General features: G+C 70.7%; 21 protein-coding genes. 8 read left to right on the forward strand and 13 right to left on the reverse strand.

The genetic code is table 11. The features are described 5' to 3' along the window. Nucleotides 1-128 precede the first annotated feature (128 nt). The 9 genes from ACFU9P_RS07175 to ACFU9P_RS07215 all read right to left on the reverse strand — a co-directional run bounded on the left by ACFU9P_RS07175 (nt 129) and on the right by ACFU9P_RS07215 (nt 11,154). On the reverse strand, nt 129-1,703 hold the full coding sequence (locus tag ACFU9P_RS07175) for a hypothetical protein (protein ID WP_384078141.1): 1,575 nt from the start codon (nt 1,701-1,703) through the stop codon (nt 129-131). A gap of 474 nt (nt 1,704-2,177) precedes the next feature. Continuing rightward, nucleotides 2,178-2,816 carry a hypothetical protein gene (locus tag ACFU9P_RS07180; RefSeq protein WP_376378010.1) on the reverse strand — a complete coding sequence of 213 codons (639 nt, stop codon included), beginning with the start codon at nt 2,814-2,816 and terminating at the stop codon, nt 2,178-2,180. Beyond that, the gene (locus tag ACFU9P_RS07185; protein WP_384078376.1) at nt 2,803-4,383 is read right to left on the reverse strand and encodes an extracellular solute-binding protein; all 1,581 of its coding nucleotides are present in this window, start codon (nt 4,381-4,383) and stop codon (nt 2,803-2,805) included. Before ACFU9P_RS07185 ends, ACFU9P_RS07180 begins: the two co-directional genes overlap by 14 nt. Before the next feature lie 41 nt (nt 4,384-4,424). Further along, complete coding sequence (locus ACFU9P_RS07190) at nt 4,425-5,618, reverse strand: toxic anion resistance protein (protein ID WP_384078142.1); 1,194 nt, start codon at nt 5,616-5,618, stop codon at nt 4,425-4,427. 57 nt (nt 5,619-5,675) lie between these two features. Further along, entirely contained in the window at nt 5,676-6,779 is a 1,104-nt protein-coding gene (locus ACFU9P_RS07195; RefSeq protein ID WP_384078143.1) for a hypothetical protein, read from the reverse strand. Between the two features lie 94 nt (nt 6,780-6,873). Beyond that, complete coding sequence (locus ACFU9P_RS07200; protein WP_384078144.1) at nt 6,874-8,316, reverse strand: aldehyde dehydrogenase; 1,443 nt, start codon at nt 8,314-8,316, stop codon at nt 6,874-6,876. A 58-nt stretch (nt 8,317-8,374) separates the two neighbouring features. Next, nucleotides 8,375-8,797 carry a hypothetical protein gene (locus ACFU9P_RS07205; RefSeq protein WP_384078145.1) on the reverse strand — a complete coding sequence of 141 codons (423 nt, stop codon included), beginning with the start codon at nt 8,795-8,797 and terminating at the stop codon, nt 8,375-8,377. Nucleotides 8,798-8,891: 94 nt separating this feature from the next. Further along, the gene (locus tag ACFU9P_RS07210) at nt 8,892-10,103 is read right to left on the reverse strand and encodes a pyridoxal phosphate-dependent aminotransferase (protein ID WP_217306891.1); all 1,212 of its coding nucleotides are present in this window, start codon (nt 10,101-10,103) and stop codon (nt 8,892-8,894) included. Between the two features lie 193 nt (nt 10,104-10,296). Beyond that, nucleotides 10,297-11,154 carry a helix-turn-helix domain-containing protein gene (locus ACFU9P_RS07215; RefSeq protein ID WP_384078146.1) on the reverse strand — a complete coding sequence of 286 codons (858 nt, stop codon included), beginning with the start codon at nt 11,152-11,154 and terminating at the stop codon, nt 10,297-10,299. Nucleotides 11,155-11,349: 195 nt separating this feature from the next. Here ACFU9P_RS07215 and ACFU9P_RS07220 point away from each other — a divergent pair, with 195 nt between their 5' ends. The 3 genes from ACFU9P_RS07220 to ACFU9P_RS07230 all read left to right on the forward strand — a co-directional run bounded on the left by ACFU9P_RS07220 (nt 11,350) and on the right by ACFU9P_RS07230 (nt 12,461). Beyond that, nucleotides 11,350-11,697 carry a DoxX family protein gene (locus tag ACFU9P_RS07220; RefSeq protein WP_376378027.1) on the forward strand — a complete coding sequence of 116 codons (348 nt, stop codon included), beginning with the start codon at nt 11,350-11,352 and terminating at the stop codon, nt 11,695-11,697. 108 nt (nt 11,698-11,805) lie between these two features. Next, nucleotides 11,806-12,048, forward strand: a complete 243-nt coding sequence (locus tag ACFU9P_RS07225) for a type II toxin-antitoxin system Phd/YefM family antitoxin (protein WP_384078147.1) — start codon at nt 11,806-11,808, stop codon at nt 12,046-12,048. Beyond that, nucleotides 12,036-12,461 carry a PIN domain-containing protein gene (locus ACFU9P_RS07230; protein WP_384078148.1) on the forward strand — a complete coding sequence of 142 codons (426 nt, stop codon included), beginning with the start codon at nt 12,036-12,038 and terminating at the stop codon, nt 12,459-12,461. Before ACFU9P_RS07225 ends, ACFU9P_RS07230 begins: the two co-directional genes overlap by 13 nt. Nucleotides 12,462-12,560: 99 nt before the next feature. On the opposite strand, the gene ACFU9P_RS07235 is transcribed toward ACFU9P_RS07230, so the two are convergent. Continuing rightward, entirely contained in the window at nt 12,561-14,189 is a 1,629-nt protein-coding gene (locus ACFU9P_RS07235; protein ID WP_384078149.1) for an amidohydrolase family protein, read from the reverse strand. Between the two features lie 10 nt (nt 14,190-14,199). Next, nucleotides 14,200-15,627 carry an amino acid deaminase gene (locus ACFU9P_RS07240; RefSeq protein WP_384078150.1) on the reverse strand — a complete coding sequence of 476 codons (1,428 nt, stop codon included), beginning with the start codon at nt 15,625-15,627 and terminating at the stop codon, nt 14,200-14,202. Nucleotides 15,628-15,903: 276 nt separating this feature from the next. Between ACFU9P_RS07240 and ACFU9P_RS07245 the strand changes: the two genes are divergently transcribed. From ACFU9P_RS07245 to ACFU9P_RS07260, 4 genes are all read left to right on the forward strand, one after another. Further along, entirely contained in the window at nt 15,904-16,956 is a 1,053-nt protein-coding gene (locus tag ACFU9P_RS07245; RefSeq protein WP_384078151.1) for a sugar kinase, read from the forward strand. Further along, nucleotides 16,953-17,720: an IclR family transcriptional regulator gene (locus tag ACFU9P_RS07250; RefSeq protein WP_384078152.1), complete on the forward strand. Its 768-nt coding sequence runs from the start codon at nt 16,953-16,955 to the stop codon at nt 17,718-17,720. Before ACFU9P_RS07245 ends, ACFU9P_RS07250 begins: the two co-directional genes overlap by 4 nt. A 7-nt stretch (nt 17,721-17,727) precedes the next feature. Further along, complete coding sequence (locus ACFU9P_RS07255) at nt 17,728-18,153, forward strand: RidA family protein (protein WP_384078153.1); 426 nt, start codon at nt 17,728-17,730, stop codon at nt 18,151-18,153. Nucleotides 18,154-18,322: 169 nt separating this feature from the next. Next, nucleotides 18,323-19,795 (forward strand): GntP family permease, encoded by a 1,473-nt coding sequence (locus ACFU9P_RS07260; RefSeq protein ID WP_384078154.1) that lies wholly within the window; start codon nt 18,323-18,325, stop codon nt 19,793-19,795. A 64-nt stretch (nt 19,796-19,859) separates the two neighbouring features. Here the strand turns inward: ACFU9P_RS07260 and ACFU9P_RS07265 are convergent, their stop codons facing one another. Beyond that, nucleotides 19,860-21,992, reverse strand: coding sequence for a serine/threonine protein kinase (locus ACFU9P_RS07265; RefSeq protein ID WP_384078155.1), 2,133 nt, complete (start codon nt 21,990-21,992; stop codon nt 19,860-19,862). A gap of 265 nt (nt 21,993-22,257) precedes the next feature. On the opposite strand from ACFU9P_RS07265, the gene ACFU9P_RS07270 reads away from it, so the two are divergent. Beyond that, complete coding sequence (locus ACFU9P_RS07270) at nt 22,258-23,652, forward strand: Nramp family divalent metal transporter (protein WP_384078156.1); 1,395 nt, start codon at nt 22,258-22,260, stop codon at nt 23,650-23,652. Nucleotides 23,653-23,767: 115 nt separating this feature from the next. On the opposite strand, the gene ACFU9P_RS07275 is transcribed toward ACFU9P_RS07270, so the two are convergent. Then, nucleotides 23,768-25,483, reverse strand: coding sequence for a chitinase (locus ACFU9P_RS07275; protein ID WP_376378059.1), 1,716 nt, complete (start codon nt 25,481-25,483; stop codon nt 23,768-23,770). Between the last annotated feature and the right edge of the window lie 2 nt (nt 25,484-25,485).

A 25,485-nucleotide genomic window follows, 5' to 3' on the forward strand; every position in this document is an offset into this window, starting at 1 on the left:
TCGTGGGTTGTGGGGGGGGGGGAAAAAGGCGAAGAAGAAGAAAGACGAAAAAAAGGGGAAACGCTCCCCACTTGGGGCCAAAACACCCAACCCCTGGGGCCGGGCTCCTCAAGGAGGTCCCCCGACCGTCAGGTGGGGATGGGCTTCGTCTGGGTGCAGTTCTTCCATTCGACCCAGGGGCGGGTGCCGCCGCTGGTGGGGGCGGTGGCGTAGGTCGGGTCGCCGGTGATGGTCTGGTTCTTGCTTTCGTGGGTGATCTCGATGCCGAAGAGCTTGAAGCCGAGGGAGAACTGTCCGGCGGAGACGCCGTAGCCGATGCCGAGGGAGGCGTTCCACCAGTCGGTGTTGGCCTTGTAGTCCAGCTTGGAGAGCTTTCCCTTGTCGTGCAGGAGGCGTTCGAGGGGGCTGGCGTCGTCGTCCGGCGCTTCGGCGGCGTCCGAGGGGGAGGGCAGCGGGTTCTTGGCGGGGTCGTCGCCTCTGCCGCGCAGCCAGTCCTCGACGCTGGTGCTGTCGGCGTCGTTGTCGAGGATCAGCTCGGCCGTCTCGGTGTGGATCTCCGTGTCGTAGCTGCCGCCGCCACCACCGACATCGATGGTCACGGGACCGGCGTTGGCGCCGACCTCGCCCTTGAAGCCGCCGCCGCCCCCGGATTCCTGGCTGGTCGTGATGACGAGCTTCTCGGGGTGGTGGTCGGCGCCGTCCGCCTCTTCCTGGTCGTACGCGGCGGCGTCGTACGTGACGGCCACCTGCTGCATCCGCTCGCCCGTGGCCTGGCCGCCCGCGCCGGCCGTGCCCTTGACGGTGAAGGTGTAGATGAAGGTGATCTTCCCGGCGTTCATACCGGAGTTGTGGCGCATGACCACGACATCCTCGGTCATCGTGCCGGAGACGATTTCGCCCGAGATCTTGCCGAGGTCCTTGGGGCCGTCGCTCTTCCCGGAGTCCTTGCCGGTTTTGCCGTTGCCCTTGAACTTCCCGCCGAAGCTGGCGCTGCCGGATGCTTCGACGGTGGTCTTGGTGATGTCGACGTCGGGCGCCAGTTCCGGTTCGAGGTCGGGTTTCCTGGAGGCGGCGTCCTGCTGGCAGGCTCCCATGTTCGCGCCGGGGTTGTAGCCGGCCTGGTAGCGGCACCCCTCGTTCTGTTTGAGGTACGCGGCGAACTTCTGCGCGTCCGCGAGGTTGGCCTCCAGGTCCGCCTGGGGGTTGCCGGTCTTGTTCCCGTTGAAGAGCCACTGGCCGCCGCTGCCGCTGCCCGCCAGGTACGTACCGCTCAGCTTGGCGCTGCCGCCCCAGTCCTTCAGACCCGGGATGCCCGCGGAGATGCTCGCGGAGACCCCGCCCGCGTTGTCGTGCACCCGCTCCAGGGTGACCGTACCGTCCGACCACTGCTGGAGCTTGACCGTCTCCGAACTGCTGATCTTGATGAAGACGATCTGGATGACAACGGTGTCCTTGGTCTGATCCTGCGAGAGCAGACACCGCGCGGGCTCGAACGGGTCGTCGCCATTGGGGGTGAAGGTGTCGTCCCCGCCTCCACCGTCACCGCCGTCTCCGCCCCCGCCTCCGCCGTCCGCGTAGTCGCCGGAGGCGCAGGCGTCCGCGCCGCTCAGCGGGTGGAGTATTCGGCAGACCTGGGTCTTCAGCCCGGTCGCGGTGTCGCTGGGGACGCTCAGGCCGACGATCGCGGCCACGACCAGGGACACGACCCCGACCATCGCGGCGTACTCGGCCCCGCTCTGCCCCCGGTCGCTCCGTCGAAGGCCGCTGCGCCGCTGAGCATATCGTTGGGCATGCTCATGCCACGCAGTGCACCTGTCGGCACCCCTCATCGCTCCTCCTCGCCCACGCGCCCCAGTCCCCCGAGCGACAGCAGCCTAGGTACGGTGGCGGGCCCAACCGCAGGGTCCCTGGGCCCAGTTGAGGGCCCAGTTTCCGTAGAGTTTTCGCAGGTCAGAGGCGTTCTATAGGTGCCGGAGGTGGCGTCGGTCCGACGGCCACATGAACCCCGCGAGGCGGTGTGAGGACAGAAGGATTCCTCTGCCGGCCACGCACGCACACGGGCCCGGGGAGTCACGTGCAACTCCCCGGGCCCGCCGACGTGTGCCCGGTCCTTCCCGTGCCACAGCTCGAACCGGACGCGATCGACACCGGACCTGCGGCCGCCCGCCGCCGTCGGCTTACGACCCCGGCGGCCGGTGCCGGTCCTCCAGGTACCGCGTGTGCGTCTCCTGCCGCCGCGACTCCGCCTCCCGCAGCGCCGTCGCCAGCCCGCGCGCCTCGTCGTACAGCACCGTGAGCTGGCGCTCCAGATGGCGCTCCGGGGGTTCCGTGCCCGGCTGGAGGCGGGTCCACCAGCGGGTGCGTACGAAGGTGTCCACCGACTCCGGGACATCCTGCCGGATCGCCCGCGACAGGGTGTGCACACCCTCCGCGTCCATCGCCAGCGCGTCCGCGACCCAGCCGGGTTCCAGCAGCGCGTCCAGGACTTCGGTGAGTTCGGTGAGGCGGCCCGCGGCGGCGGGCGGCAGGTCGACCTCGGCCAGATAGTCGCGGAGCTTGGCGAAGTCGCCGCGCAGCTCGTCCAGTTGCTCCGCCGGGTTGGTGAAGGCCGGGGCGTCCGGGCGTTCCGGCGGGGCGATCAGCGCGCCCGCGCCGTACAGCCCGACCACCACCACCGGCCAGTACGGGCCCGCCACCCCGGTGAAGGTGAGGGCCAGGCCGCCGACGCCCGCCGCGCTGCCCACCAGGTTCTTGCGCGACTCGACGTACGCCAGGGCCTTGTTCCCGAACCCTCTGCCACTCCTACTGGTAGCCACGGATCTCCTCGAAAGCCCCGTCGAGCGACTCCGCGCCGCCCGTCGCGTCGAACAGCTGGCCGCCCGTGAGCTGCGCGATGTGTTCCAGCTCCGCGCGGTCCGAGTCGCCGAACAGGATGGGGAACACCGGGGTCGCGCGCCCGTCCTCCGGCAGCCCCGCGTAGAAGCTGTCGAACTCGGCGGCCTTCGAGCCCGCCGTGTTCTCGCCGTCCGTCATCAGCACAATGGAGGTGAACGCGTCCGAGCCGCCCCCGCCCAGATGCGAGTAGGCCTCCCGCAGGCTGCTGTAGATCGCCGTGTTCCCCGACGCCGACAGCCCCTTCGCGTCCGCCCGTATCCCGTCCAGCGCCGCCCCCCGGTCCGCCGGATCCACCGTATGCGTGCGGACCGCCTTCACATCATCGCCGAACGGCATCAGCGTCACCTCCTCCCGGTCCCGGAAGCGCTCCCCGGTCGCGGACTCGTCCGTACCGGTCAGCCCCGCCAGCGCGTCCTTCAGCCGCGCCAGCCGGTCGCCCTTCATCGAGCCCGAGGTGTCCAGCACGTACACGGTGCGCGAGGGACGCCGGAGCTGGTTCTCGTACGAGTTGAGCAGCCCGTCCGCGACCGATCGCGTGCCGGGGAAGGGCAGTTCGCGCCGCTTGTCCGTGGCCAGGCCCGCCGCGGGCTTCACCGACGGGACGACGGGGCGCCGGAACGTCTGCTCGGTGAGCGCCTGCTGCGCCTCCGGGCCGCGGAGGTACGAGGTGAGCGCCTGGCCCGACTCGCGCGCGTCCTGCGGCGCCGAGGTCAGCAGCGTGAACGGGTAATCCGCGGTCACCACCCCGTCCTTGGGGCGGATCACGGTCAGTCCTGCGTTGCTGTCCCGGTTCATGGAGAGCAGCACCGACTCGTAGTTCACGAGCGCGTCGACGCTGCCGCGCCGGGTGTACGCCGTGGCCAGCCACCCGGACGAACCGGAGGTGAGCTTCTGCCCGGTGAAGAACTCCTTCAGCTTGCCCTTCGCCCGGTTCACATCCGCGTCCGTGAGCGCCGACTGCGCGCCCGAGAGACCCGAGGCGACCGAGATCAGCGCGGAGAAGCCGGAGTTGGAGCGTACGGGGTCGGTCATCCCGTACGTCAGCTTCCCGGCCACCACCGCCTGGTGCACCTGCGACCAGGTGACCTGGTCCGGCTGCCAGCCGAGCCGCTGCACGGTCGCGGCCTTCACCCCGAGGGCGACGGGCGAGGACATGATCGGGGTCTCGTTGGTGATGCGCTCGCCGGCCCCGGGGTCGAGCCGCAGATAGTCGTTGGAGGACAGCCACACCGCGTCGTACTTGCCGTCCGCCTTGCCGGAGGCGATCAGTTCGGCGGCGTCCAGGGTGCCGGTCCAGGTGGGCTGTACCTTCACACCGGTTTTCTGCTCGGCCTGGTCCAGCACGCCCTGCATGTCGGAGAGTTCACTGGAGGCGAGCACACGCAGGGTGCCCTTGTGGTAGGAGGTGTCCGCACCGGAATCGGGATCCTTGGCGGCATCGTCCCCGCCACCGGTGCACGCGGCGACGGCCAGCAGAGCCGCCGCCATGGCCACCCCGGTCAGCCTGCGTCTCACAGTCGGCCCGTGTCTCACTGAAGGCCCCCTTCCAGCGCGCCCGCCGACCGGGTCCGCTCCAAGTACGTGCTGGCGCTCTGGAGTTCCGCCGTCAGTGACTCCACCGTCGACGCCATCGACTCCGTCGCCTGGATCTTGTACGTATCGATCGCGTCCAGCGTCCGGTAGATCTGCTGGAACGCCGACCGCAGCGTCTCCGCCCCCACCGCCGGATCCGCCGCGATGCGCTGGATCTCGCCGCTCTGGGTGGCGAGCATCTCCGCGTTGCCGCGGATCAGGTCCTCGGTCGTCGAGCGCAGCACATTCACCTGCTCGGTCACCTTGCGCTGGTTCTCCAGCGCCGAGGAGAGCATCACCGCGATCCGCAGCGCCGAGACCGTGGTGGTCGCGGCGCGGTCGACGCCCTTGATCAGCTCCTCGTTGTTGCGCCGTACGACATCCATCGCGAGATAGCCCTGCGCGCACACCGCGAGCTGGGTGAGCAGGTCCTGGTGCTTCTGCCGGACCGGGAAGAGGACATCGGCGCGCAGCGCGTCCGCCTGTGTGGGGTCGGTGAATTCGAGCGAGGTGATGCGTTCCTCGATCGCCGTGTCCAGCGCCGAGGTGAGCACCGCGTACTCCTGGAGCTTGCCCATGGTCTCCCACAGGCGCGTCCGCTCGGTGTGCAACGCGGCGTTGTCGCGCCGGAGTTCGTCCTGCCCGCCCCTGAGCGAACTCACGATCTTGTTCAGAGTGCCCTGCGAGGAGGCGTACTTGGCGGCGTGATCGCGCAGCTTGTTGCCGCCGGGCAGCTTCGACAGGAACCGGCGGGCCCCCTTGCCCGGCGTGTCGCGCGGGTCCAGGTCCTCGACCGTACGGCGCAGCTCGACCAGCGAGGACGAGACCCGGGACTGGGCGTCCTCACCGCCGGAGGACAGCGAGTGGATCGTACGGTCCAGCATCCGGTTGGACTGCTGGGCCGCGCTGCGGATCTCGCCGGATCCCAGATTGGCGATCTCGCCGATACGGGTGGTGAATTCGGGCGAGCGGGAGTCGATCGCGGCGAGCGAGCCGACGTACTCCGTGGCGCGCCGCGTCATCTCCTCGCGTACGGAGTTGTCGAGCGGCACCAGTCCGGCGGCCTGCTCGGTACGGACCGGGGCGACTGGCTCGGGTGGGGTGAGGATCAGCTCCGAGCCGGCCGGGCCGGGGCTCTGCTCTGTGGACATTCGGTTTCCCCCTGGGGCTTTGACAAGATCAACTGCTACGGCCGGACCGGCCGGCCGCTACGACCGGGCCCGCTGCGCCATCGCGTGCAGCCACTCGGTGGTGGGCACGGGCGCCTGGCGGACCCCGGCCAGCGTCTGGTTGAGGAAGTCCTGGTACGGCGCGGTGGCCGCGGTGAACTCGGCCGCGGCGCCCTGCGGGCGGAGGCCGTGTCGTACCGCCAGCTCGCGCAGCCGCTTGTCGGTGGTGAGGAGATCGCCGAGCGCCCGGCCGTTCTCGGTGATCGGTACGAGCGTGTGGTCGCTGTTGACGGTGGTGTCCGGGTAGAGCACCACCAGATCCCCGACCTCCTGCTTCTGGAGCAGCACCGAGGCGACCTGCGATTCGTAGACCAGCACCAGCGGATTCCCGACCCCGCTGATGAAGTCGCGGAACGGCGCGTCGGAGCTGGGCTGCTGGGCCCCCTGGACCACGGTGAGCTGCTTGAGCAGCGGAGCCGTCTGGTCGACCGCCTTCTTGTCGGCGACGACCTTGCCGCCGTTGGCGACGAAGGACGCGGCGGCGAGATAGAGCGCGCCCGAGTTGGAGGTCATGGGGTCGGTGCTGGTGATGAAGACCGTCCCGGTCAGCTCGGCATGGCCGGCTGTGCCCTTGAGCTGCTGCCAGGTGCGGTGTTCGGCGGCGGCGTCGAGGTACGGGCCCATCCGCAGGGTGCCACGGGACTTGCCGTCCAGGGTGGCCAGGCCGTTGTCGGCCAGGACCTGGGCGGCGGCGCGATGGGCGACGACCACCAGCGGCGAGTAGAAGGGCCGCAGGGGCGTGCCCGGGACCTTGAACTTGTCGGCCAGCTCCTTGGCCGGGGCCGTGGAGGAGGGGAAGGCGAAGTCGGTTCCTTCGAGCGCGAGTTCCTCCATGGCCCAGGAGCCGGAGGTCTCCGTCTTCACGGTGAAACCGTGCTCGTCCAGCGCCTTGACCACATCGGGGTCGGCGAAGAACTCCGCCTTCTCCGAACCGATGACTCCCCGCACGGTCTTCGTTGCCGTGTCTGATACCTGGCTCTCTCGGCCTGCCACGACGGCTGTTATCACTCCGCCGATCAGCAGCACCGCCAGGACAATTCCCACGATGCGTTTCACGCCCAAAGGGTGCTCGCGGAGACCCACAATCCGGGGTGGGTTGAGTGTACGGAGGGTGAAGTACCCATCCCGGAAAGGAACCGGAGGTAAGCGTTCTGAGTGCTCTCGGTGCTGCGGGTGTTCACATGAAGATCGACTGGAGGCGCTGGTACGAAGCCAGCCCTTCCGTGCCCAGTTCCCGTCCGAGTCCGCTGTTCTTCTCGCCTCCGAACGGGGCGCCCAGATCGGTCCGCTTTCCGTTGACCGAGAACACGCCGGTGCGGACGCGGCGGGCGACCGCGATTCCGCGGTCCGTGTCGCCCGTCCATACGCTGCCGGACAGGCCGTAGGACGAGTCGTTGGCGAGACGTACGGCATCGGCGTCGTCCTCGTACGGGATCACACACAGGACGGGTCCGAAGATCTCCTCCTGGGCGATGGCGGAAGCGTTGTCGACGTCCGCGAAGAGGGTGGGTTCGACGAACCATCCCTTGTCCATGTGCCGGGGGCGACCCCCTCCGGTCACCAGCCGGGCCCCTTCCGCCGCGCCCCCGCGGATGTGGTTCTCCACCCGCGTCCGGTGCTTCTCGCTGACCATGGGGCCGACCTGTGTCCCCGGATCGAAGGGGTCTCCGACGACAAGCCCGTCCATCATGGACGCCATCGCTTCGACGATCTCCGCGTAGCGGGAGCGCGGCGCCAGGATCCGGGTCGACGCCCAGCAGGTCTGACCGCTGTTGAACATCGTCATGGCCGAGAACGCGGGGCTGTTCACCACTGCCCCGACATCGACGTCATCGAGCACGACGCCGGCGGATTTGCCGCCGAGTTCGAGGGTGACGGGCCTGAGCAGGCGCGCGCAGTTCTCGGCGATCAGGCGTCCGACGGCGGTCGACCCCGTGAACCCGATCTTGTCCACGTCCCGGTGGGCGACGAGTGCGGAGCCGGCCTCGGCGCCGCCGTACACGATGTTCATGACCCCGGCCGGGAGGCCCGCTTCCATGGCCGCGTCGGCGAGCAGGACGGAGTCGAGCACGGTCTCCGGTGACGGCTTCAGTACGACCGTGCACCCGGCGGCGAGGGCGGAGGCGTATTTGAACGCGGCCAGTGACTGGGGGAAGTTCCAGGGAGCGATGGCTCCGACCACTCCGACGGGGTCGTGGCGGATCAACGTACTGCCGGTGCTGTCGGCCCGTTCCTGTACGCGTTCGAGCGGCTCCCGCGTGATCAGCCCGGCGGCGTGCCGCAGCAGGAAGGCGGGAGTGCGCCCCTCGACCGACTCCGAGATCGTGATGGGCATACCGCTCTGGGCTGTGACCTGCCGCGCGATCCGGCCGCTGCGTGTTTCCAGCGCGTCGGCGAAACGGTTCAGGGCCTCGGCCCGGCGTGCGGGCTCCCAGTGCGCCCATCCTCCCGGGTCGTCGAACGCGGCACGTGCGGCTGACACCGCTGAGTTGACGTCCGCTTCGTCGGCGTCCGGGACCGATCCGAGGGGCTGCTCGGACGTCGGGGAGATCACCGGGATCCGGGCTGTGGAGTGCGGTGCGGCCCATCCGCCGCCGATGAACAACCGGTCGTGCTCCATCTAGGTGCAAGCACCAACGGCTGTTCCGTTGTTCCCCGACGCCGGTCCCGGGTGGCCGTCAGTGAGTGGCGAGCAGGCGCTCGTCCTGGGGGGCCGGGGGCTCGGCGGCGGGCGGTGCTTCGTCCAGTGCGGCGGTGTGCGCGTCCATGCGCTCGGCCGAGAGGATCGCCGCCGCGGTGTCGGCGCGCGAGGCGGCCACTACCAGCGCGCGGCCCGCGAGAGCGAGGGCGCGGCGGTGCAGGGCGGTCGGGTCGGCGTCGGTGAGGGCGGCCCGGCGGGCCGGCGGGGTGCCGCGCAGCCGTACGATCTGCCCGGCGATGCACTCGGCGGGCTCTTCGAGGCCCAGCTCGTCGGTGACGGCGAGCAGCGCGGAGAGATGTCCCGCGAGCTGGATGTTCAGCTCTTCCTCGCGGCTGCGGTGGGGGAAGTCGGCGCGGTCGGCCATCGTGTGGACCGACTTCGCGCGGATCGGCTCGTACATGAGGATGGCCTCCTGGCATCGTCAGGAGACCATCCTACCTTGGATTCAGTCTAAAGTTGAGTGCAGTCCGGGAGCTTCTGGCCTCCGAGAACTTCTACGGCTGCGCGTACCCGTCCAGGAAGTTCCCGATCCGGGTCACCGCGTCCGTGAGGTCCTGGACGGCGGGCAGGGTGACGATCCGGAAGTGGTCCGGCTCCGGCCAGTTGAACCCCGTACCGTGCACCACCATGATCCGCTCGGCCCGCAGCAGATCGAGCACCATCTGCCGGTCGTCCTTGATCTTGAAGACCTTTGGATCGAGCCGCGGGAAGAGATACAGCGCGCCCTTGGGCTTCACGCAGGTCACGCCGGGGATCCGGGTGAGCAGTTCGTACGCGGTGTTCCGCTGCTCCAGGATCCTGCCCCCCGGCAGCACCAGCTCCTGGATCGACTGCCGGCCGCCGAGCGCGGTGGCGACCGCGTGCTGGGACGGCATATTGGCGCACAGCCGCATGTTCGCCAGGATCGTCAGGCCCTCGATGTACGAGGCGGCGTGCGCCTTGGGGCCGCAGACCGCCAGCCAGCCGGAGCGGAAACCGGCCACCCGGTAGTTTTTCGAGAGCCCGTTGAAGGTGAGGGTCAGCAGATCGGGGGCGACGGCGGCGGTGGGGGTGTGGGTGGCGCCGTCGTACAGGATCCGGTCGTAGATCTCGTCGGAGCAGACGACGAGATGGTGGCGGCGGGCGATCTCGGTGAGGGCGGTGAGCATCTCGTCGCTGTATACCGCGCCGGTGGGGTTGTTCGGATTGATGATCACGAGCGCCTTGGTGCGGTCGGTGATCTTCCGCTCGATGTCGGCGAGGTCCGGCATCCAGTCGGCCTGCTCGTCGCAGCGGTAGTGCACGGCCGTGCCGCCGGCGAGGGAGACGGAGGCGGTCCAGAGGGGGTAGTCGGGGGCCGGTACGAGCACCTCGTCGCCGTCGTCGAGCAGCGCCTGCATCGACATCTGGATCAGCTCGGAGACACCGTTGCCGAGGTAGATGTCCTCGACGTCCAGCTCGATGCCCTTGGTCTGGTAGTGCTGCATCACCGCGCGCCGGGCGGAGAGCAGCCCCTTCGCGTCGCCGTAGCCGTGTGCGTCGCCGAGGTTCCGCAGGACGTCTTCGAGGATCTCGGGCGGGCACTCGAAGCCGAAGGCGGCCGGATTGCCGGTGTTGAGCTTGAGGATGCGCTGGCCCGCCGCCTCCATCCGCGTCGCCTCGTCGAGGACGGGGCCCCGGATCTCGTAACAGACGTTTGCGAGCTTCGTCGACTGGATGACCTGCATGTCCGTGAGCTTACGGCCGCGTAACGGAGGCCGCGTGGTGTTTTGGGACACGTCAGCCGTGCGGGGGATTCCGTGCGGCGGGCGGGGGAGTCCGGGAGGCGGAGGGCGGTGAGGTGTGCGGTGGGGGCGGCCTGTGCGGTGTACGGCCTGTGCCGGCGGCTTGCGCGGCCCGTGTGGCGTACGTGGCCGAAAATCAGCCCGCTACCGCGCGGAGGGCGCCCGGGCGGCGGCCGGTCAGCTTGTCGAGCGCGGCGGCGGTCGCCTCGTCGGCGGGAAGGTGGACGACCAGCCGCTGGCCCTCGGCCTCGGGCAGTTCCAGGGTCTCGTCGAGCAGCCGCAGCTCGCCCGCGCCGGGGTGCAGCAGCCGCCGGGCGGTGGGGCTCGGGGGCATCCGCAGGGTGGCGGCCCAGCGCTCGGCGAAGGGCGCGCCCGCGGTGAGGGTCAGCTCCTCGACAAGACCGTCGAGGTGGTCGTCGGAGACGGAGCCGGTCTTGAGGCGGGCGACGAGGTCGTCGGCTTCGCGCTCCCAGTCGGGGTGGGCGGTACGGGCCCGGGGGTCCGTGAACAGGAACCGTACGAGGCTGGGCGCGGCCGGGTCCAGCAGCCCCAGGGGGCGGGCAAGCTGCTCGTATCCGCTGGTGAAGGCGATCACATCGGTCAGCCGGTTCAGCAGGACGGCGGGGGTGGGCTCCAGCCGGTCGAGCAGGGCGCGCAGGGTGGGTCGTACGGTCCGGTTCGGCGGCACGCCCGCGCCGGGGCAGAGCTTGCGGGTGCCGCTGAGCGACTTGACGGCGTGCATCAGGGCGAAGCGCTCGTCGGGGGTGAGGCGGAGGGCGTCGGCGAGGGCGGTGATGACCTGCGGGGAGGGATTGTGGTCCCGGCCCTGTTCGAGCCGCGCGAGGTACTCGACGCTGATGCCGGCGAGCGTGGCCAGCTCGGAACGGCGCAGCCCGGGGGTACGGCGCCGGCTGCCGTCCGGGAGCCCGACCTCGGCGGGAGTGACGGACTCGCGGCGGGCGCGCAGGAAGAGGCCCAGCTCGTTGTCGCTCACGCCAGGCAATGTACCGGGCGGGCCGGGGGCCGGGGCATGGCCGAGCGTGGCCCTGTCACTACTAGCCTCGGCCGGGTGTTCCTCGGGGCGGCGGATTGCGGCACGTTGAGCCGGGGGCCCGCGACCGGCGGAGCCCCTCTGTGGTCTTGCTGGTCTTTCAGCGGGCCGTCACGTCCACCGTCCGAGGGGTCATCCGTGTTCATCGCCTACGCCGTAGTCGGCATCCTGCTCGCCGCCGTCCTGACGGGCTCCGCCTTCGCCACCTTCACCCGGCAGGAGGCGATCGTCGGCTCGATGACCAAACTGGGCGTCCCGGACGCCTGGCTCCCCCGCCTCGCCACCCTGAAGGCAGCCGGCGCCGTGGGCCTGCTGATCGGCCTCTGGCTGGCCCCGCTCGGAGCGGCGGCGGCGATCGGCGTGACCCTGTACTTCATCGGCGCGGCGATCTACCACCTCCGGGCCAAGGACTACGCGATCGCCCCGGTCGCCGTGATCTTCCTCCTGGCGGTGGCGTCACTGGTACTGCGCCTGGCCTCGGCCTGACCGCGTTGTGCCGCAGGCGCCGGCTGGGCCGGTGCTGGTCAGCTCCCCCCGGCCCAGCCCGTACCCGCCAGAAATCAGAGAATCAGATACCTTGGTTCCATGAAGGTGATGACCGCGACTGAAGCCTCCCGGAACTTCGCCGCCGTTCTGGACATGGCGGAGCACGGCGAGACCGTGATAGTCACGCGCGGCGGCAGACGCCTGGCGATGATCTCGCAGGCCCCGGCGGGCAACGGCGCGGATCTCGCCGATCTCCTCGACCGCTTCGCGGGCACGCTGGACGACGACTTCGAGGACGACGTCATGGGCACCCGTTCGCTGCTGACCACGGAGGATCCGTGGAGCGAGTGATCCTGGACACGGGCGTCCTGATCGCTGCCGAACGCGGCAAGGTCAGCCTCGCGGCGGAGCTGCGCCGGTCCAACGACGACGTCTGCGTCTCCGCGGTGACCGCCGCCGAACTCCTGCTGGGTGTCGAACTCGCCGACGGAAAGCACCGCGAGAGGCGGCAGGCGTTCATCGAGGGCGTCCTGGCGCTGGTGCCGGTTGAGGAATACACGCTGCATGTGGCGCACGCCCATGCCCGTCTGCTCGCCCATGTACGGCGCGAGGGCAGGCCGCGTGGGGCGCACGACCTCATCATCGCCGCCACGGCGGCGGCGACCGCCCGCACCGTGGTGACCCTGGACGCCAAAGCCAGGTTCGGCGACCTGCCCGGCGTGCAGGCGCGCGACCTGGACGGGAGCGCGTCCCCGGCTTTCTGACGCCCGCTCGGCGTCGGGCGCTGTGGTCTGTCCTCCGAGCGCCGGGCGGGTCGCGTCAGCCCGTCCGGCGCTTGCGGACGAAACGGTGCCTGGCCGGGCCTAGCGGTGCGCTGAACGTCGTACCGACCTTCCCGCCAGGACGTCCGTGCGGTGGCCGTCTTTGATGACGGGCCGGCCTGCTATCAGGACGTGCGGGATGCCTTCCGGGCGGGCTCGGGGGGTGTCGAAGGTGGCTGGGGACGAGACCGTTTCGGGGTCGAAGAGGACCAGGTCGGCGTGGTGGCCCGTCGCTACCCGGCCTCGGTCGGGGAGGCGGAGGCGGGCGGCTGGGCGTCCGGTGAGGTGGGACACGCACTCCTCCAGGGAGAGGACGCCCAGGTCACGGACGTACCGGCCCAGGTAGTGCGGGAACGTGCCGTACGCGCGCGGGTGCGGCTTCGCGCCCTGGAGGATGCCGTCGCTGCCGCCCGTGTGCACCCGGTGGCGCATGATCGCGCGGACGTTCTCCTCGTGGCCGACGTGCTGGAGGATCGTCGGGCCCAGCCGGTCCTCGACCAGCAGTCTGCGGGCCGTCGCCCACGGCGCCTCGCCGCGCGCGCGGGCCGACTCCGCGACCGTACGGCCCACATGGTCCGCGAGACCCGGCGCCGAGACACCGGAGATCTCGATCGTGTCCCACTCGATGGGCACACCGTGGCACCCGTCCGAGCCGACGGCCTCCAGATGGTGGCGGATCCTCTCCGCCGTCCCCTCGTCCCGCAGCCGCTCCAGGATCGCCTCCGGGCCGCCCTCGCTCGCCCAGCTCGGCAGCATCGCCACGAGCGTGGTGCAGCCGGGGGTGTACGGATACGTGTCGAGCGAGATGTCCGCGCCCGCCTCCAGCGCCCGGTCCAGCAGCGCCAGCAGCTCCGGCGCCCGGCCCTTGTTCACCCCGAAGTTCATGGTGGCGTGGGCGAGATGGAGGGCGCAGCCCGCCCGGCGCGCGACCGTCACCATCTCCTCGTACGCCTGGAGCGCCCCGGCGCCGTACGAGCGGTGGTGCGGGCAGTAGTAACCGCCGTACTCCGCCACCACCCGGCACAGTTCGGTGAGTTCGGCGTCGTCCGCGTACATCCCGGGTGTGTACGTCAGCCCGGAGGACATCCCGACCGCGCCCTGCTCCAGGGACTCGGCCACCAGCCGTTTCATCAGGGCGAGTTCGGCGTCGGTCGCGGGCCGGTCGTCCCAGCCCACCGCGTGCATACGGACCGTCCCCTGCGGGACCAGATACGCGGCGTTGACCGCGATGCCCCGGCCGTCGAAGCCGTGGTCGAGCCGGTCCAGATACTCGCCGACCGTACGCCAGTCGAAGTCGACGCTCGTGTCGCCCGGCGCCCCGCCGTTCCAGCCGGCGATGGTCTGCCGTACCTGCGCGAGGGTCCGGTCGTCGACCGGCGCGTACGACAGCCCGTCCTGGCCGATGACTTCGAGGGTCACGCCCTGCGCGGCCTTCGCGGAGTGGTCCGGGTCGCGCAGCAGCGCCAGGTCACTGTGCGCGTGCATGTCGATGAAGCCGGGGGAGAGGACGAGGCCGTCGGCGTCCAGGACCCGGGCGCCGCTGAGCCGGCCGCCTCCCGGGGTTTCCTTGTTGATGGCGCTGATACGGCCGTCGGTGATACCCACATCGGCGCGGTACGACGGGCCGCCCGTACCGTCGACGACCCGCGCGTCCCGGATGACGAGATCCATGACCGGCCTCTCAGAAGAAGGTACGGACGAGGTCCGTGACCGTGCCGTCCGCCTCCACCAGCGGGATGAGCTGGCACTTGTCGAACGACGTGCACGGGTGTGAAAGACCCATCCCGACCCAGTCCCCGACTTCGAGATCCGCGTCGGGCGCGGTGGTCAGCCAGCCGTGCTGGTCGGACAGGCCGGTGACCGCGATACCGGCGGCCGGGCGGATCTCGCCGGTGCGACCGTCCCGTACGACCTGCGCCTCGGGCAGATCGAGGTCGTACGCCGCGTCCCGCTTGCCCGCGTTGACGAAGGCCTGGGCGGGGGAGGGGCGGGAGACGACCTGGGCCCAGAGCCGGAACGCGGGCTGGAGGGCGCCCTCTTCGGGGACGCGGTTGAAGGGGGTGAGGTGGCGGTAGTGGCCGTCGTCGTGGGAGATGTACGCGCCGGAGCGGAGGAGTTTCAGTACGGGGCGGGAGAGCGGGGGGATCTCGGCGAAGACATCGGCGACGGCGTCGAACCAGGCGCTGCCGCCGGCGCTGATGACGATTTCCGGGGGCGCGACCTTGGCGTCGGACGTGCCTTCAGCGCTCGCGCTGGTGGTGCCGGCTTCGCCGCTGTCGAACCGGCCCGCCTTGTCGAAGTCGGCCGCCAGCGCCACCAGCCGGCGCAGCCAGGCGCGTACGGTGTCGCCGTCCGCCGCGGGCACCTCGCCCTCGTACCCGGCGACTCCGGCCAGCCGCAGGGTGGGCGCGGCGGCGATGGCGTCGGCGACGGCGGTGCAGTCGGCTTCCGTACGGGCTCCGGTACGGGCACCCTCGCCCGCGCCCAGTTCGACCACGACCTCCACCGGGCGCCGGGCTCCGGCCGCGCGCAGCGCCTCGTCCATCAGCTCGACACCGCGTACGGAGTCGGCGTAACAGATGAAGCGGAAGCCCGGGTCCCGGTCCAGCTCGCCGGCGAGCCAGCGCAGGGCGGCGGCGTCGACCAGCTCGTTCGCGAGGAAGATCCGCTGGATCCCGAACGCCCGGTAGACGCGCACCTGGTGGGGCACAGCGGCGGTGATGCCCCAGGCGCCGTGGTCGAGCTGGCGCGCGAAGAGCTGCGGGGACATGGAGGTCTTGCCGTGCGGCGCGAAGGCGAGGCCGTGGCGGGCGGAGTACGACTCCAGGAGGACGAGATTGTGCTCGACGGACTCGGCGGAGAGCGCGAGAACGGGCGTGGTGAAGCCGCCGGTGAACAGCGAGCGCCGCTGACCGGCGAGCGCGGCGACGGTGAGCCCTTCGGCGTCCGGGGGAAGCCCCTTGAAGCGGTGGTCGACCAGCTCGTTCGCGAGCCGGGGGTCGAGGGGCCGGGGGGCGAGGGCGCGCGCCCCGGGCTCCGCGTCGCCTGTGGGCTCCGGGAGCGAGTCCGTTCCTTGGCCTTGGTGTTCCGTGGCGTGGTCGGCGGGCATCGGGGGCCTCCCCTTGTGCTGGGTCCGGTGTGCTCGGTCCGGCGGTGTCCGGGCGGTCGTTGCGGTCTGAGCGGTCGTTGCGGTCTGAGCGGTCGTTGCGGTCTGGGTGGGCACGGCCTGGGTGGGCGCGGTCTGGGTCGTCATTGCGATACTTGCAACGGCCATTGCGCATTTCGCTCCCCGCTGTCTAACATCCGAGCGGCAGCGGGTCAATGGTGACCCCGTCAACATCACCCGTCAGCCCCGGCGGCGGGACGAGCGACGAGGAGCCCCAGCGTGACCGGAACCGTGCACGCGGACGTCGTCTGCCTCGGTGAGTCCATGGTCACCTTCCTGCCCACCCGGCCGGGCCCGCTCGCGGACGTGCCCGCCTTCGACCGTACGATCGGCGGCGCCGAGTCCAATGTCGCCTGCGCGCTGGCCGCGGCCGGTCACCGGGTGCGCTGGGTCAGCCGGGTCGGCGCCGACGGCTTCGGCGACCATCTCGTGGACGCGGTCGCGTCGTACGGGGTCGACACCTCACGTGTCCGCCGCGACCCGGACCGCCCCACGGGCATCTACTTCCGTACGGCCACGGACCGCGCCACCGACGCGCACGAGGTCGTCTACTACCGGGCCGGTTCCGCCGCCTCCGCGATGTCGCCGGGGAACATGGCGCCCGAGGATCTGTGGTCCGGTTCGGTCCTGCATCTGTCCGGGATCACCGCCGCGCTCTCGGACGACTGCCTGACGCTGATGCGCGAGCTGACCACCCGCGCCTCCGGCCGCCCGCTGGTCTCCTTCGACGTCAACCACCGCCCGGGCCTGTGGCGCAACTCCTCCGCCGGCTCCTCGGGCGCCCGCGTCCTGCTGGACCTGGCGCGCGGCGCCGACCTGGTGTTCGTCGGCGAGGACGAGGCGGCCGAGGCCTGGGACCTGCACGACGCGCAGGCGATCCGCGCGGCGCTGCCCGAGCCGGTGACGCTGGTGGTCAAACACGGCGCGGCAGGCGCGACGGTCTACACGCGCGAGCCGGGCACCGGCAAGGCACCCGACCTCGTCGTCTCCGTGCCCTCCCTCCGCGTCGATGTCGTCGCGCATGTCGGTGCCGGCGATGCCTTCGCCGCCGGGTTCCTGTCCGCCACGCTGCGCGGTCTGCCCCCCGTCGCCCGGCTGCGGCACGGGCATCTCATGGCCGCCGCCGCCCTCACCGTCCCCGGCGATCTCGGGGCGCCGCCCCCGCGCGCGTACGCCGACCGGCTCGCGGGCCTCGACGACGGCGCGTGGGGGAGACTTCGTCTCGGCCCCGGCTGGACGGAGGCCACGGAGCAGGAGGTACGCACCCCATGAGCCAGACCGTCGACCGCGCGCTGAGCATCCTTCCGCTGCTCGCCCAGGGACCCGCCGATCTCGGGCAGGTCGCCGACCGGCTCGGCGTGCACAAGTCGACCGCGCTGCGGCTGCTCCGTACCCTCCACGAGCACGGGCTCGTCCACCGCCAGCAGGACCAGCGCTACCGCCTCGGCGCGCGCCTGTTCGCGCTCGCGCAGGAAGCCGTGGAGAACCTGGACGTACGGGAGATCGCGCACCCGCATCTCACCGCGCTCAACGAGCAGATCGGGCACACCGTCCACCTCGCGGTGTACGAGGAGAACGAGGTCCTCTACATCGACAAGGTCGAGAGCCGCTACCCGGTCCGTATGTACTCACGGATCGGCAAGCCCGTCGCGATCACCGTCGCCGCCGTGGCCAAGCTGCTGCTCGCCGATCTGCCCGAGCCCGAGCGCCGCGCCGTCGCGGAGAAGCTCGACTATCCCGCGTACACGTCCCGTTCGACGCCCAACGCCGGCGCCTTCCTCAAGGAGCTGGCGGCCGTGCGCGAACAGGGCTGGGCCACCGATCTCGGTGGCCACGAGGAGTCCATCAACTGCGTGGGCGCGCCCATCCGCGGCACGGACGGCCGGGTCGTCGCGGCCATGTCGGTGTCCGCGCCGAATGTCGTGGTCACCGCAGAGGAACTCCTCACCCTGCTTCCGCTGGTACGCCGTACCGCGGACGCCATCAGCCGGGAGTACTCCGGCAGTACGCCCGTCAAGGACGCCACCGAAGGATGAGTGCCGTATGACCGAGAAGACCGGTGCCGAGAAGACCGCTCTCACACCCGCCACCCACACCACCCCGCCCGCGAAGTTCTCGCACGGCGTGCGCAAGGGGAACATCCTCCAGGTCGCGGGCCAGGTCGGCTTTCTGCCGGCCGTCGAGGGGCAGCCGCCCACGGTCGCCGGGCCGACCCTGCGCGAGCAGACCCTCCAGACCTTCGCCAATGTCCGGGCGATCCTGGAGGAGGGCGGCGCGAGCTGGGACGACGTGATGATGATGCGCGTCTACCTCACGGACGTGGACCACTTCGCCCAGATGAACGCGATCTACAACGCGTACTTCGAGGAGCAGGGCCTGAAGGAGGCGCCTGCCGCGCGTACGACGGTCTATGTGGGCCTGCCCAAGGGCCTGTTGATCGAGATCGACGCGCTCGCCGTCCTCGGCTGAGAGCCCCTGGGCCTCGCCGAGGCTCACCGAAACCCACCCGAACTCCGGTACGGCGATCGCCCATGCGGCGCCGTACCGCGATCCCCCCTGCCCCCGCACACCCCTGCCCCCGCACACCCTCCGCCGTATGCCCTTATATCTGCTGAACCGTCCGAACAGAGGTCCCCCCATGTTCCTTGCCGCCGACGCACCACCCGAGACCCCGCCCCACACCGGTGGTCTCCTGCTTCTCATCGACGGCACCGCCGGGCTGCTGACCATCGCGGCCCTCGGTATCGCCCTTCTGCTCCTCCTGATCATCAAGGTCAGGCTCCAGCCCTTCGTGGCCCTCCTCGGTGTCTCCATAGCCGTCGGCCTCGGTGCGGGTCTGTCCGTCACCGAACTCTTCGGTACGGTCCAGAAGTCCGCGGCCGTGTCGATGATCGAGACAGGCATGGGCGGCATCCTCGGCCATGTCGCGATCATCATCGGTCTCGGCACCATGCTCGGCGCGATCCTCGAAGTGTCGGGCGGCGCCGAGGTGTTGAGCACCCGGCTGCTGAACCTCTTCGGCGAGAAGCGCGCCCCGCTCGCCATGGGCGTCACCGGTGTCGTCTTCGGTATCCCGGTCTTCTTCGACGTCGGCATCTTCGTCCTCGCGCCGATCGTGTACGCGGCGGCCAAGCGCTCGGGCAAGTCGGTCGTGCTGTACGCGATGCCGCTGCTCGCCGGGCTCTCGATGACCCACGCGTTCCTGCCGCCGCACCCGGGACCGGTCGCCGCGGCCGGGCTGTTCGGGGTGGATCTGGGCTGGGTCATCCTGATGGGCATCGTGGTCGGCGTCCCGTCCGTCATCGCCGCGTGGGTGTACGCGGCGTGGATCGGCAAGCGGCTGTTCGTCGAGGTCCCGCAGGACATGGTCGAGGCCGCCGCCGAGGCCAAGGCCGCCGTCGCCGCCGAGCAGGCGGCCTCCGGAACCACCCCGCGCGAGCGGCCCGTGGCGCTGGGCACGGTCCTCGCGATCATCGGCACCCCGCTGGTGCTGATCCTGCTCGCGACCTTCTCGTCCATCGCGCTCGATCCCTCCACCGGCCGCTCGGTGATCGAGTTCTTCGGCCACCCGTTCGTGGCGCTGACGATCGCGCTGCTCCTCGCGTACTACCTGCTGGGGCTGCGCCGTGGCTGGTCGCGCGGCTCGCTGGAGCGGGTCTCCACCGCGTCCCTCAAGCCGGTCGGCAACATCCTGCTGGTCGTGGGCGCGGGCGGGGTCTTCGGCGCGGTCCTCAAGGGCAGCGGTATCGCGGACGCCCTCGCCGACACCTTCAACGACGTCGGCCTGCCGGTGATCCTGCTGGCCTGGCTGATCTCCGTGGTGCTGCGGGTGGCCCAGGGTTCCGCGACCGTCGCGATCGTCACCACCGCGGGCATCGTCGTACCGCTGGTCGAGGGGCACGGCTACTCGCAGGCGCATCTCGCCCTGGTCATCATGGCGATCTCGGCGGGCTCGATCTTCGCCTCGCATGTCAACGACGGCGGGTTCTGGATGGTCGCGAAGTACTTCGGCATCTCGGAGCGCGACACCCTGAAGTCCTGGACGGTGCTGGAGACGGTGCTGTCGGTGGCGGGCTTCGTGGTGGCGGCGCTGCTGAGCCTGGTGATCTAGCGGGCTTTACGGATGCCGTTGTTGCGGATGCGGCTCTTACGGATGCCGTGCTGCTGGCCGGCGCTCAGGATGTGACCTTCGCGCAGACGTAGTTCTCCTCGTCGTCCACTTCCCACCAGTAGTCCGGGCAGTTGGGGTCACTGCCGTCCGACGGCATCGAGTAGTAGCCGGTGATCTGCATGATGTACGCGTAACCCTTGGGCACCGTGTCGGCGCCGCAGTTCCAGACGGTCTGGAGGCGGCCGGCGCCGACACGGTCGCCCTTCTTCTTGGCGACGAAGCACTGGCCCGGCGCGTACTTGCGGGACAGGCAGAGGGTGGTGGTCACCCCGTCGTCGCCTTCGTTGGTCCAGGTCTGCTGCTCGTCACCGCCGTCGCAGCTCGAAGCGTCCGAGCCGGAGACGGCGAGATCGACCCGGTTGTACGCCTCGGGCGCCGAGCAGACCACCCGCTTCGGCACGGCGTCGCTCCAGCGGTCGAAGCCGTCGTCGTGCGAGCTGACGCAGTCCCCCGTCCGTACGGCACGGAAAGCGAGGTCCGTACCGCTGGGGGCGGGCGTCGATTCGGTGTCGGTGGGGTACGAGGAACTCCCGTCGTACGAACTGCCGCCGCTCGACGAGCCGCCGGACGACGTACTGGACGAGTCGGCCTCCCAGGGGCGCCAGACGAAGACGACGACGAGGGCGACGATCAGGAAGAACACCCCGGTGCCGGAGGACTTCTTGGCGTTGGTCGTGCGGGGTGCCGGAGTGGGTGCGGGGTCGGGTGCGGGCGCCGGCCGGGCCGCTCCGGCGGAGGCGCGCGGCGCGGCTCCCGCGCGCTGCCCGCCACCCGCGCCCTGACCGCCTGCCGGGCGCTGTGCGGCTCCTGGGCGCTGTCCGCCTGCCGGGCGCTGTCCGGCTCCCGATGCCCGCGCGCGGTTGTCGGCCTTAGGCGCCTTCGGTGCCTCCGCCTGCCCGGGCTTGTCCTTCTTCTTTGCGGAGCCGTCCAGTTCGGCCTTCAGCTCGGCCAGTCTGGCCTCGATGCGCTCCTCTTCGGCGCTGCGCCCGGCCTGCTCTCGCTGCGCGCGCTCCCGCGCGGCCCGCTCCCGGTCGGCCTTCTCGCGCTCGGCCCGCGCCGCCTGCTCAGCACGCGCGGCCTGTGCGGCTTGTGCGGCCTGTGCCGCCTGATCGGGTTCCGCGGCCCCGGCGTCGGTGTATTCGCGGGTCCGGTTCGGTGCCCGTACCCCCTTCGTACGCTGGTCCGCCGTCGGCGCCTCCGGGTCCACGCCTGGCCCCGACGACCCCGAGCCCTCGCGCAGCGCCCGCGCCTGCTGGTCGTACTCCTGGATCAGCGCCGTCCAGCGCGGCGGCAGCCACCGGCTCCCGCTGTCCGACACCGGCAGCCCCACCAGCGCCGCCTTGAACTGCGCCAGCACATCGGCCGGCCGGGGCCTGGCCGCTGGATCCGCCGCCAGACAGGGCCTGATGAGCTGGTCCAGCTCGCGCGGCAGCCCGGTCAGATCCAGCTCGCCCCTGGCCACCCGCGCCAGCAGCCCCAGGGTGTCGCCGTCACTGGCGTACGGCGGCCTGCCGACCGCGAGATGGAAGAGCGTCGCGCCCAGCGAGTAGACGTCCGAGGCCGCCGTGGACTTCTCGCCCCTGGCCTGCTCGGGCGAGGTGAACGCGATCGTGCCCAGCGTCAGGCTCGTCCTGGTGATGTCGCTGGCGTGGGAGATCCCGAAGTCGATGACGCGCGGCCCGTCCAGCGGCAGCAGGACGTTCGGCGGCTTGATGTCGCGGTGGACGATGCCCTCGCCGTGCAGCGCGACCAGCGCGGCGGCCACGCCGGCCCCCACCCACCGCACCGCCGAGGCCGGCGGCTGCCCGACCCGCCGTACCAGCTCGGCGAGCGACGGCGCCGCGATGTACTCGATGGCCATCCAGGGCCGCTCCGCGCCGGCGTCGGCGTCCAGCACCCGTGCCGTGTACGTGTTGTCCACGCGCTGGGCCAGCGCCACTTCACGGGCGAACCTGCGCCGGTCGACATCGCTGACGGTCCCCTCGGCGAGCAGGGTCTTGACCGCCACCAACTGCCGCCCGGAGCGCGCCAGATAGATCCGGCCCATCCCGCCCGAGCCGAGTCTGCCGATGATCCGGTACGGGCCCAGAGCCGCCGGATCGTCCGCGCCCAGCCGCTCGATCTTCACCCCGGACATGCCAAGCTCCCCCCACAGATCCCCCGTTGATTCCGGGTGCGCTGCATAACACGCGTGGCGCCGCCGCGCCGTTCCCGCGACGGCCGGGCGAAACACCCGGTCCGGAACACACCACGAATGCTCGTCCGCCCTGGCACAGGCGTCAACCTTCCGTACTGCCAGGCCTGTTGCCGTGATCCGGGCAGGCGCTCTTGCGCGATCACCGTCGCCCCGCTTTGGTGATGTGCGTCACGTACGGGGGGCCGAGCGAGAGGCGACGATACGCATGGCGGACACAGCGGACACAACAGGCGCGGACGCGGCGGGCGGCTCCGGCACAAGCCCGGCCACCGGCTCCGGCGCAGGTCCGGGCACCGGCACCGACTCCAGTGCGACCGGCTCCGGCGGGGCCGTCTCCCGCCCCCGCAAGTCGAGTTGGAAGTACATCGGCCCCGGCATCGTCGTCGCGGCGACCGGCGTCGGCGCGGGCGATCTGGTCGCCACCCTCGTCGCGGGCAGCAAGTTCGGCTACACCCTGCTCTGGGCCGCGGTCATCGGCTGCGTCGTGAAGATCTCCCTCGCCGAGGCCGCGGGCCGCTGGCATCTCGCCACCGGCCGCACCCTGTTCGACGGCTGGCGCAGCCTCGGCAACTGGACCACCGTCTACTTCGCGATCTACGTCGTCGTCTGGGGCTTCGTCTACGGCGCCACGGCCATGTCCTCCAGCGCCCTGCCCATCGTCGCGCTCTTCCCCGACGGTCCCGGGCTCAAGACCTGGGCGGTCATCACCGGGCTGACCGGCCTGGTCTTCGTCTGGTTCAACCGGTATGCCGTCTTCGAGAAGGTCATGACGGTCCTGATCGGCATGAAGTTTCTCGTTGTCATGTATGTCGCGGTCCGCGTCGCACCGGATCTCGGTGAAGCCGTCGCCGGTCTCGCGCCGGTCCTGCCGGACGGCTCGCTGTTCTACACACTCGGTCTGATCGGAGGCGTGGGCGGCACCATCACCATGGCCGCCTACGGCTACTGGGTGAACGCCAAGGGCTGGACCAACTCGGGCTGGATGAAGGTGATGCGCCTCGACAACCGCGTCGCCTACATCACCACCGGCTTCTTCGTCGTCGCCATGCTGATCATCGGCGCCGAGCTGCTGCACTCCTCACAGATCGCCCTCACCTCGGGCGACCGGGGCCTGATCGATCTCGGCACCGTACTGGAGGACCGCTTCGGCGTGATCACGGCGAAGCTCTTCCTGATCGGCTTCTTCGCCACGTCCTTCGGGGCGCTCATGGGCGTGTGGCACGGGGTGAGCCTGATGTTCGCCGACTTCGTCGACCGCTTCGTCCGGGAGCGGACGGGCGCGGCCAGGGAGGACGCGGTGGCGGAGGTCGCGGCCGGGGAGCGCGAGCGCTCGGTGCCGTTCCGCGCGTATCTGCTCTGGCTGACCTTCCCGCCGATCTCGCTGCTGTTCCTGGACCAGCCGTTCGGACTGGTGGTGGTGTACGGGGTGCTCGGCGCGTTCTTCATGCCGTTCCTGGCGCTCACCCTGATCTGGCTGCTCAACTCGTCCCGTACCCCCGCGCAGTGGCGCAACGGTGTGCTGAGCAACGTGATGCTCGCGGCGGGCGGGCTGCTGTTCGTCGTGCTGTGCGTACAGCAGGTACGGGACCTTCCCTGGTAGTTCCCCGCTGGCCCGGCGTTTCCGCCGGTACCGGGGCCGGACACACGGCAGCGCCGTCGGGTGGGGTTCGACGGCGCTGCCGGCCCTGTGGGGGGTCCGGGGTGGTACGGAGGTGCTACGGCAGGGCGTGGACGTGCGGGCCGACCGCGTTGGACCAGGCGTTGCCCGCCGTCGCGTCCCAGTTGGTGGACCAGGTCATGGCGCCACGGATGCCCGGGTACGTCCTGGAGGGCTTGAAGGAACCGCAGTTGGTGCCGCGGGCCAGGCAGTCCAGTGCGTTCTTCACGATCGACGGGTCGACATAGCCGCTGCCCGCGCCCCGCGTCGAGGCGGGCACCCCGAGACCGACCTGCGACGGGTCGAGGCCGCCTTCGAGCTGGATGCAGGCCAGGGCGGTGAGGAAGTCGACCGAGCCCTGCGAGTAGACCTTGCCGTCGCAGCCGAGCATCGAACCGCTGTTGTAGTACTGCATGTTGACGACCGTGAGGATGTCCTTCACGTTCAGCGCCGTCTTGAAGTACTCGCCCGCCGTCGACTGCATGTCGATCGTCTGCGGCGCCATCGTCAGCACCAGACCGCTGCCGGCCTTCGCGGAGAGCTGCCGCAGGGCCTTGGTCAGATACGTCGAGTTGATGCCGTGTTCGAGGTCGATGTCGACGCCGCTGAAGCCGTACTCCTGCATCAGCGCGTAGGTGCTGTCGGCGAAGGCGGTCGCGGAGGCGTCACTGTTGATGGTGACATTGCCCTTCTCACCGCCGACCGAGATGATCACCGACTTGCCTGCGGCCTTCTTGGCGGCGATGTCCGCCTTGAAGTCGGCCACCGATCCGTAGCCGACGGCCGGGTCGAGATTGAAGGTGATCTGGCCGGGCGTGGCCGTCGCGTCGGCGAACGACACCGCGATGATGTCGTACTGCGACTGGACGTCCCGGAGCTTCTGGACCGTCGCGCCGTTGTTGAAGTTCTGCCAGTAGCCGGTCAGCGCGTGCCTCGGCACCGCGGGGCCCGGCGGCGGGTTGCCGCCGCCCTGCGAGGTCCTGCCGGTGACCGTGGCGGAGCGCGGCGACTCGCCGGCCGCGTTGGTCGCGGTGACCTGGAAGTCGTACGAGGTGTTGGCGGCCAGCCCCGTCACGGTCGCCGACGTGCCGGTCGCCGACTGGACCTTCGTACCGGAGCGGTACACGTTGTACCCGGTCGCGCCGGACACCGCGTTCCAGTTGAGCGTCACCGAGGACGAGGTGACGGAGCCGACGGCGAGTCCGCCGGGCGCCCCGGGGATCTGCGGGCCGGGGTCGGTGCCCCCGCCGCCGTCGGGGCCGAAGACCGAGAAGTCGTCGGCGTAGTACGGGGCCTGGCCGTACCAGCCGTGGGTGTAGACGGTCACGGACCGGGTGGCGGCGCCGGTCCTGAAGGTGGTGGTGAGCTGCTTCCAGCCGGAGCTGTCCGGGGTCCACGTCGACACATCGGTCGTACCGGTGCCCTCGGCCCCGAGGTAGACGTACCCGCCCTGCACCCACGCGCTCAGCGTGTACGTGGAGTTGGGCTGTACGGCGACGGCCTGCGCGCACTTGGCGTTGTCCTGCCCGGCGGGCGTGCCGCGCAGCGCGGCCGCGCCGGCGTGGACGGGTGAGCCGACCGTGGCCCCGCTGCCCGCGGAGCAGGTCCAGTTGGCGAGCCCGGACTCGAAGCCCGCGTTCCTGGCCACATTGATGTCGGCGGCCTGCGCGCTCCCGGAGAGCCCGGTCACACTCAGTGCCCCGGCGGCCACCACGGCCACCACGCCGCCGATCCAGGTACGTATGCGACCTCTGCCGCCTGGTGCACGTTCCACTT

Source organism: Streptomyces sp. NPDC057617, assembly GCF_042800555.1.
Lineage (GTDB): Bacteria > Actinomycetota > Actinomycetes > Streptomycetales > Streptomycetaceae > Streptomyces.

Bases quoted from the DNA above. Each gene is read 5' to 3' on its own strand.
- ACFU9P_RS07255 (WP_384078153.1), top strand. From the start codon at position 17,728: ATGACCGAGAAGACCGGTGCCGAGAAGACCGCTCTCACACCCGCCACC.
- ACFU9P_RS07240 (WP_384078150.1), bottom strand. From the start codon at position 15,627: ATGCCCGCCGACCACGCCACGGAACACCAAGGCCAAGGAACGGACTCG.
- ACFU9P_RS07270 (WP_384078156.1), top strand. From the start codon at position 22,258: ATGGCGGACACAGCGGACACAACAGGCGCGGACGCGGCGGGCGGCTCC.
- ACFU9P_RS07205 (WP_384078145.1), bottom strand. From the start codon at position 8,797: ATGTACGAGCCGATCCGCGCGAAGTCGGTCCACACGATGGCCGACCGC.
- ACFU9P_RS07235 (WP_384078149.1), bottom strand. From the start codon at position 14,189: ATGGATCTCGTCATCCGGGACGCGCGGGTCGTCGACGGTACGGGCGGC.
- ACFU9P_RS07225 (WP_384078147.1), top strand. From the start codon at position 11,806: ATGACCGCGACTGAAGCCTCCCGGAACTTCGCCGCCGTTCTGGACATG.
- ACFU9P_RS07210 (WP_217306891.1), bottom strand. From the start codon at position 10,103: ATGCAGGTCATCCAGTCGACGAAGCTCGCAAACGTCTGTTACGAGATC.
- ACFU9P_RS07190 (WP_384078142.1), bottom strand. From the start codon at position 5,618: ATGTCCACAGAGCAGAGCCCCGGCCCGGCCGGCTCGGAGCTGATCCTC.
- ACFU9P_RS07185 (WP_384078376.1), bottom strand. From the start codon at position 4,383: ATGGCGGCGGCTCTGCTGGCCGTCGCCGCGTGCACCGGTGGCGGGGAC.
- ACFU9P_RS07265 (WP_384078155.1), bottom strand. From the start codon at position 21,992: ATGTCCGGGGTGAAGATCGAGCGGCTGGGCGCGGACGATCCGGCGGCT.
- ACFU9P_RS07250 (WP_384078152.1), top strand. From the start codon at position 16,953: ATGAGCCAGACCGTCGACCGCGCGCTGAGCATCCTTCCGCTGCTCGCC.
- ACFU9P_RS07200 (WP_384078144.1), bottom strand. From the start codon at position 8,316: ATGGAGCACGACCGGTTGTTCATCGGCGGCGGATGGGCCGCACCGCAC.
- ACFU9P_RS07260 (WP_384078154.1), top strand. From the start codon at position 18,323: ATGTTCCTTGCCGCCGACGCACCACCCGAGACCCCGCCCCACACCGGT.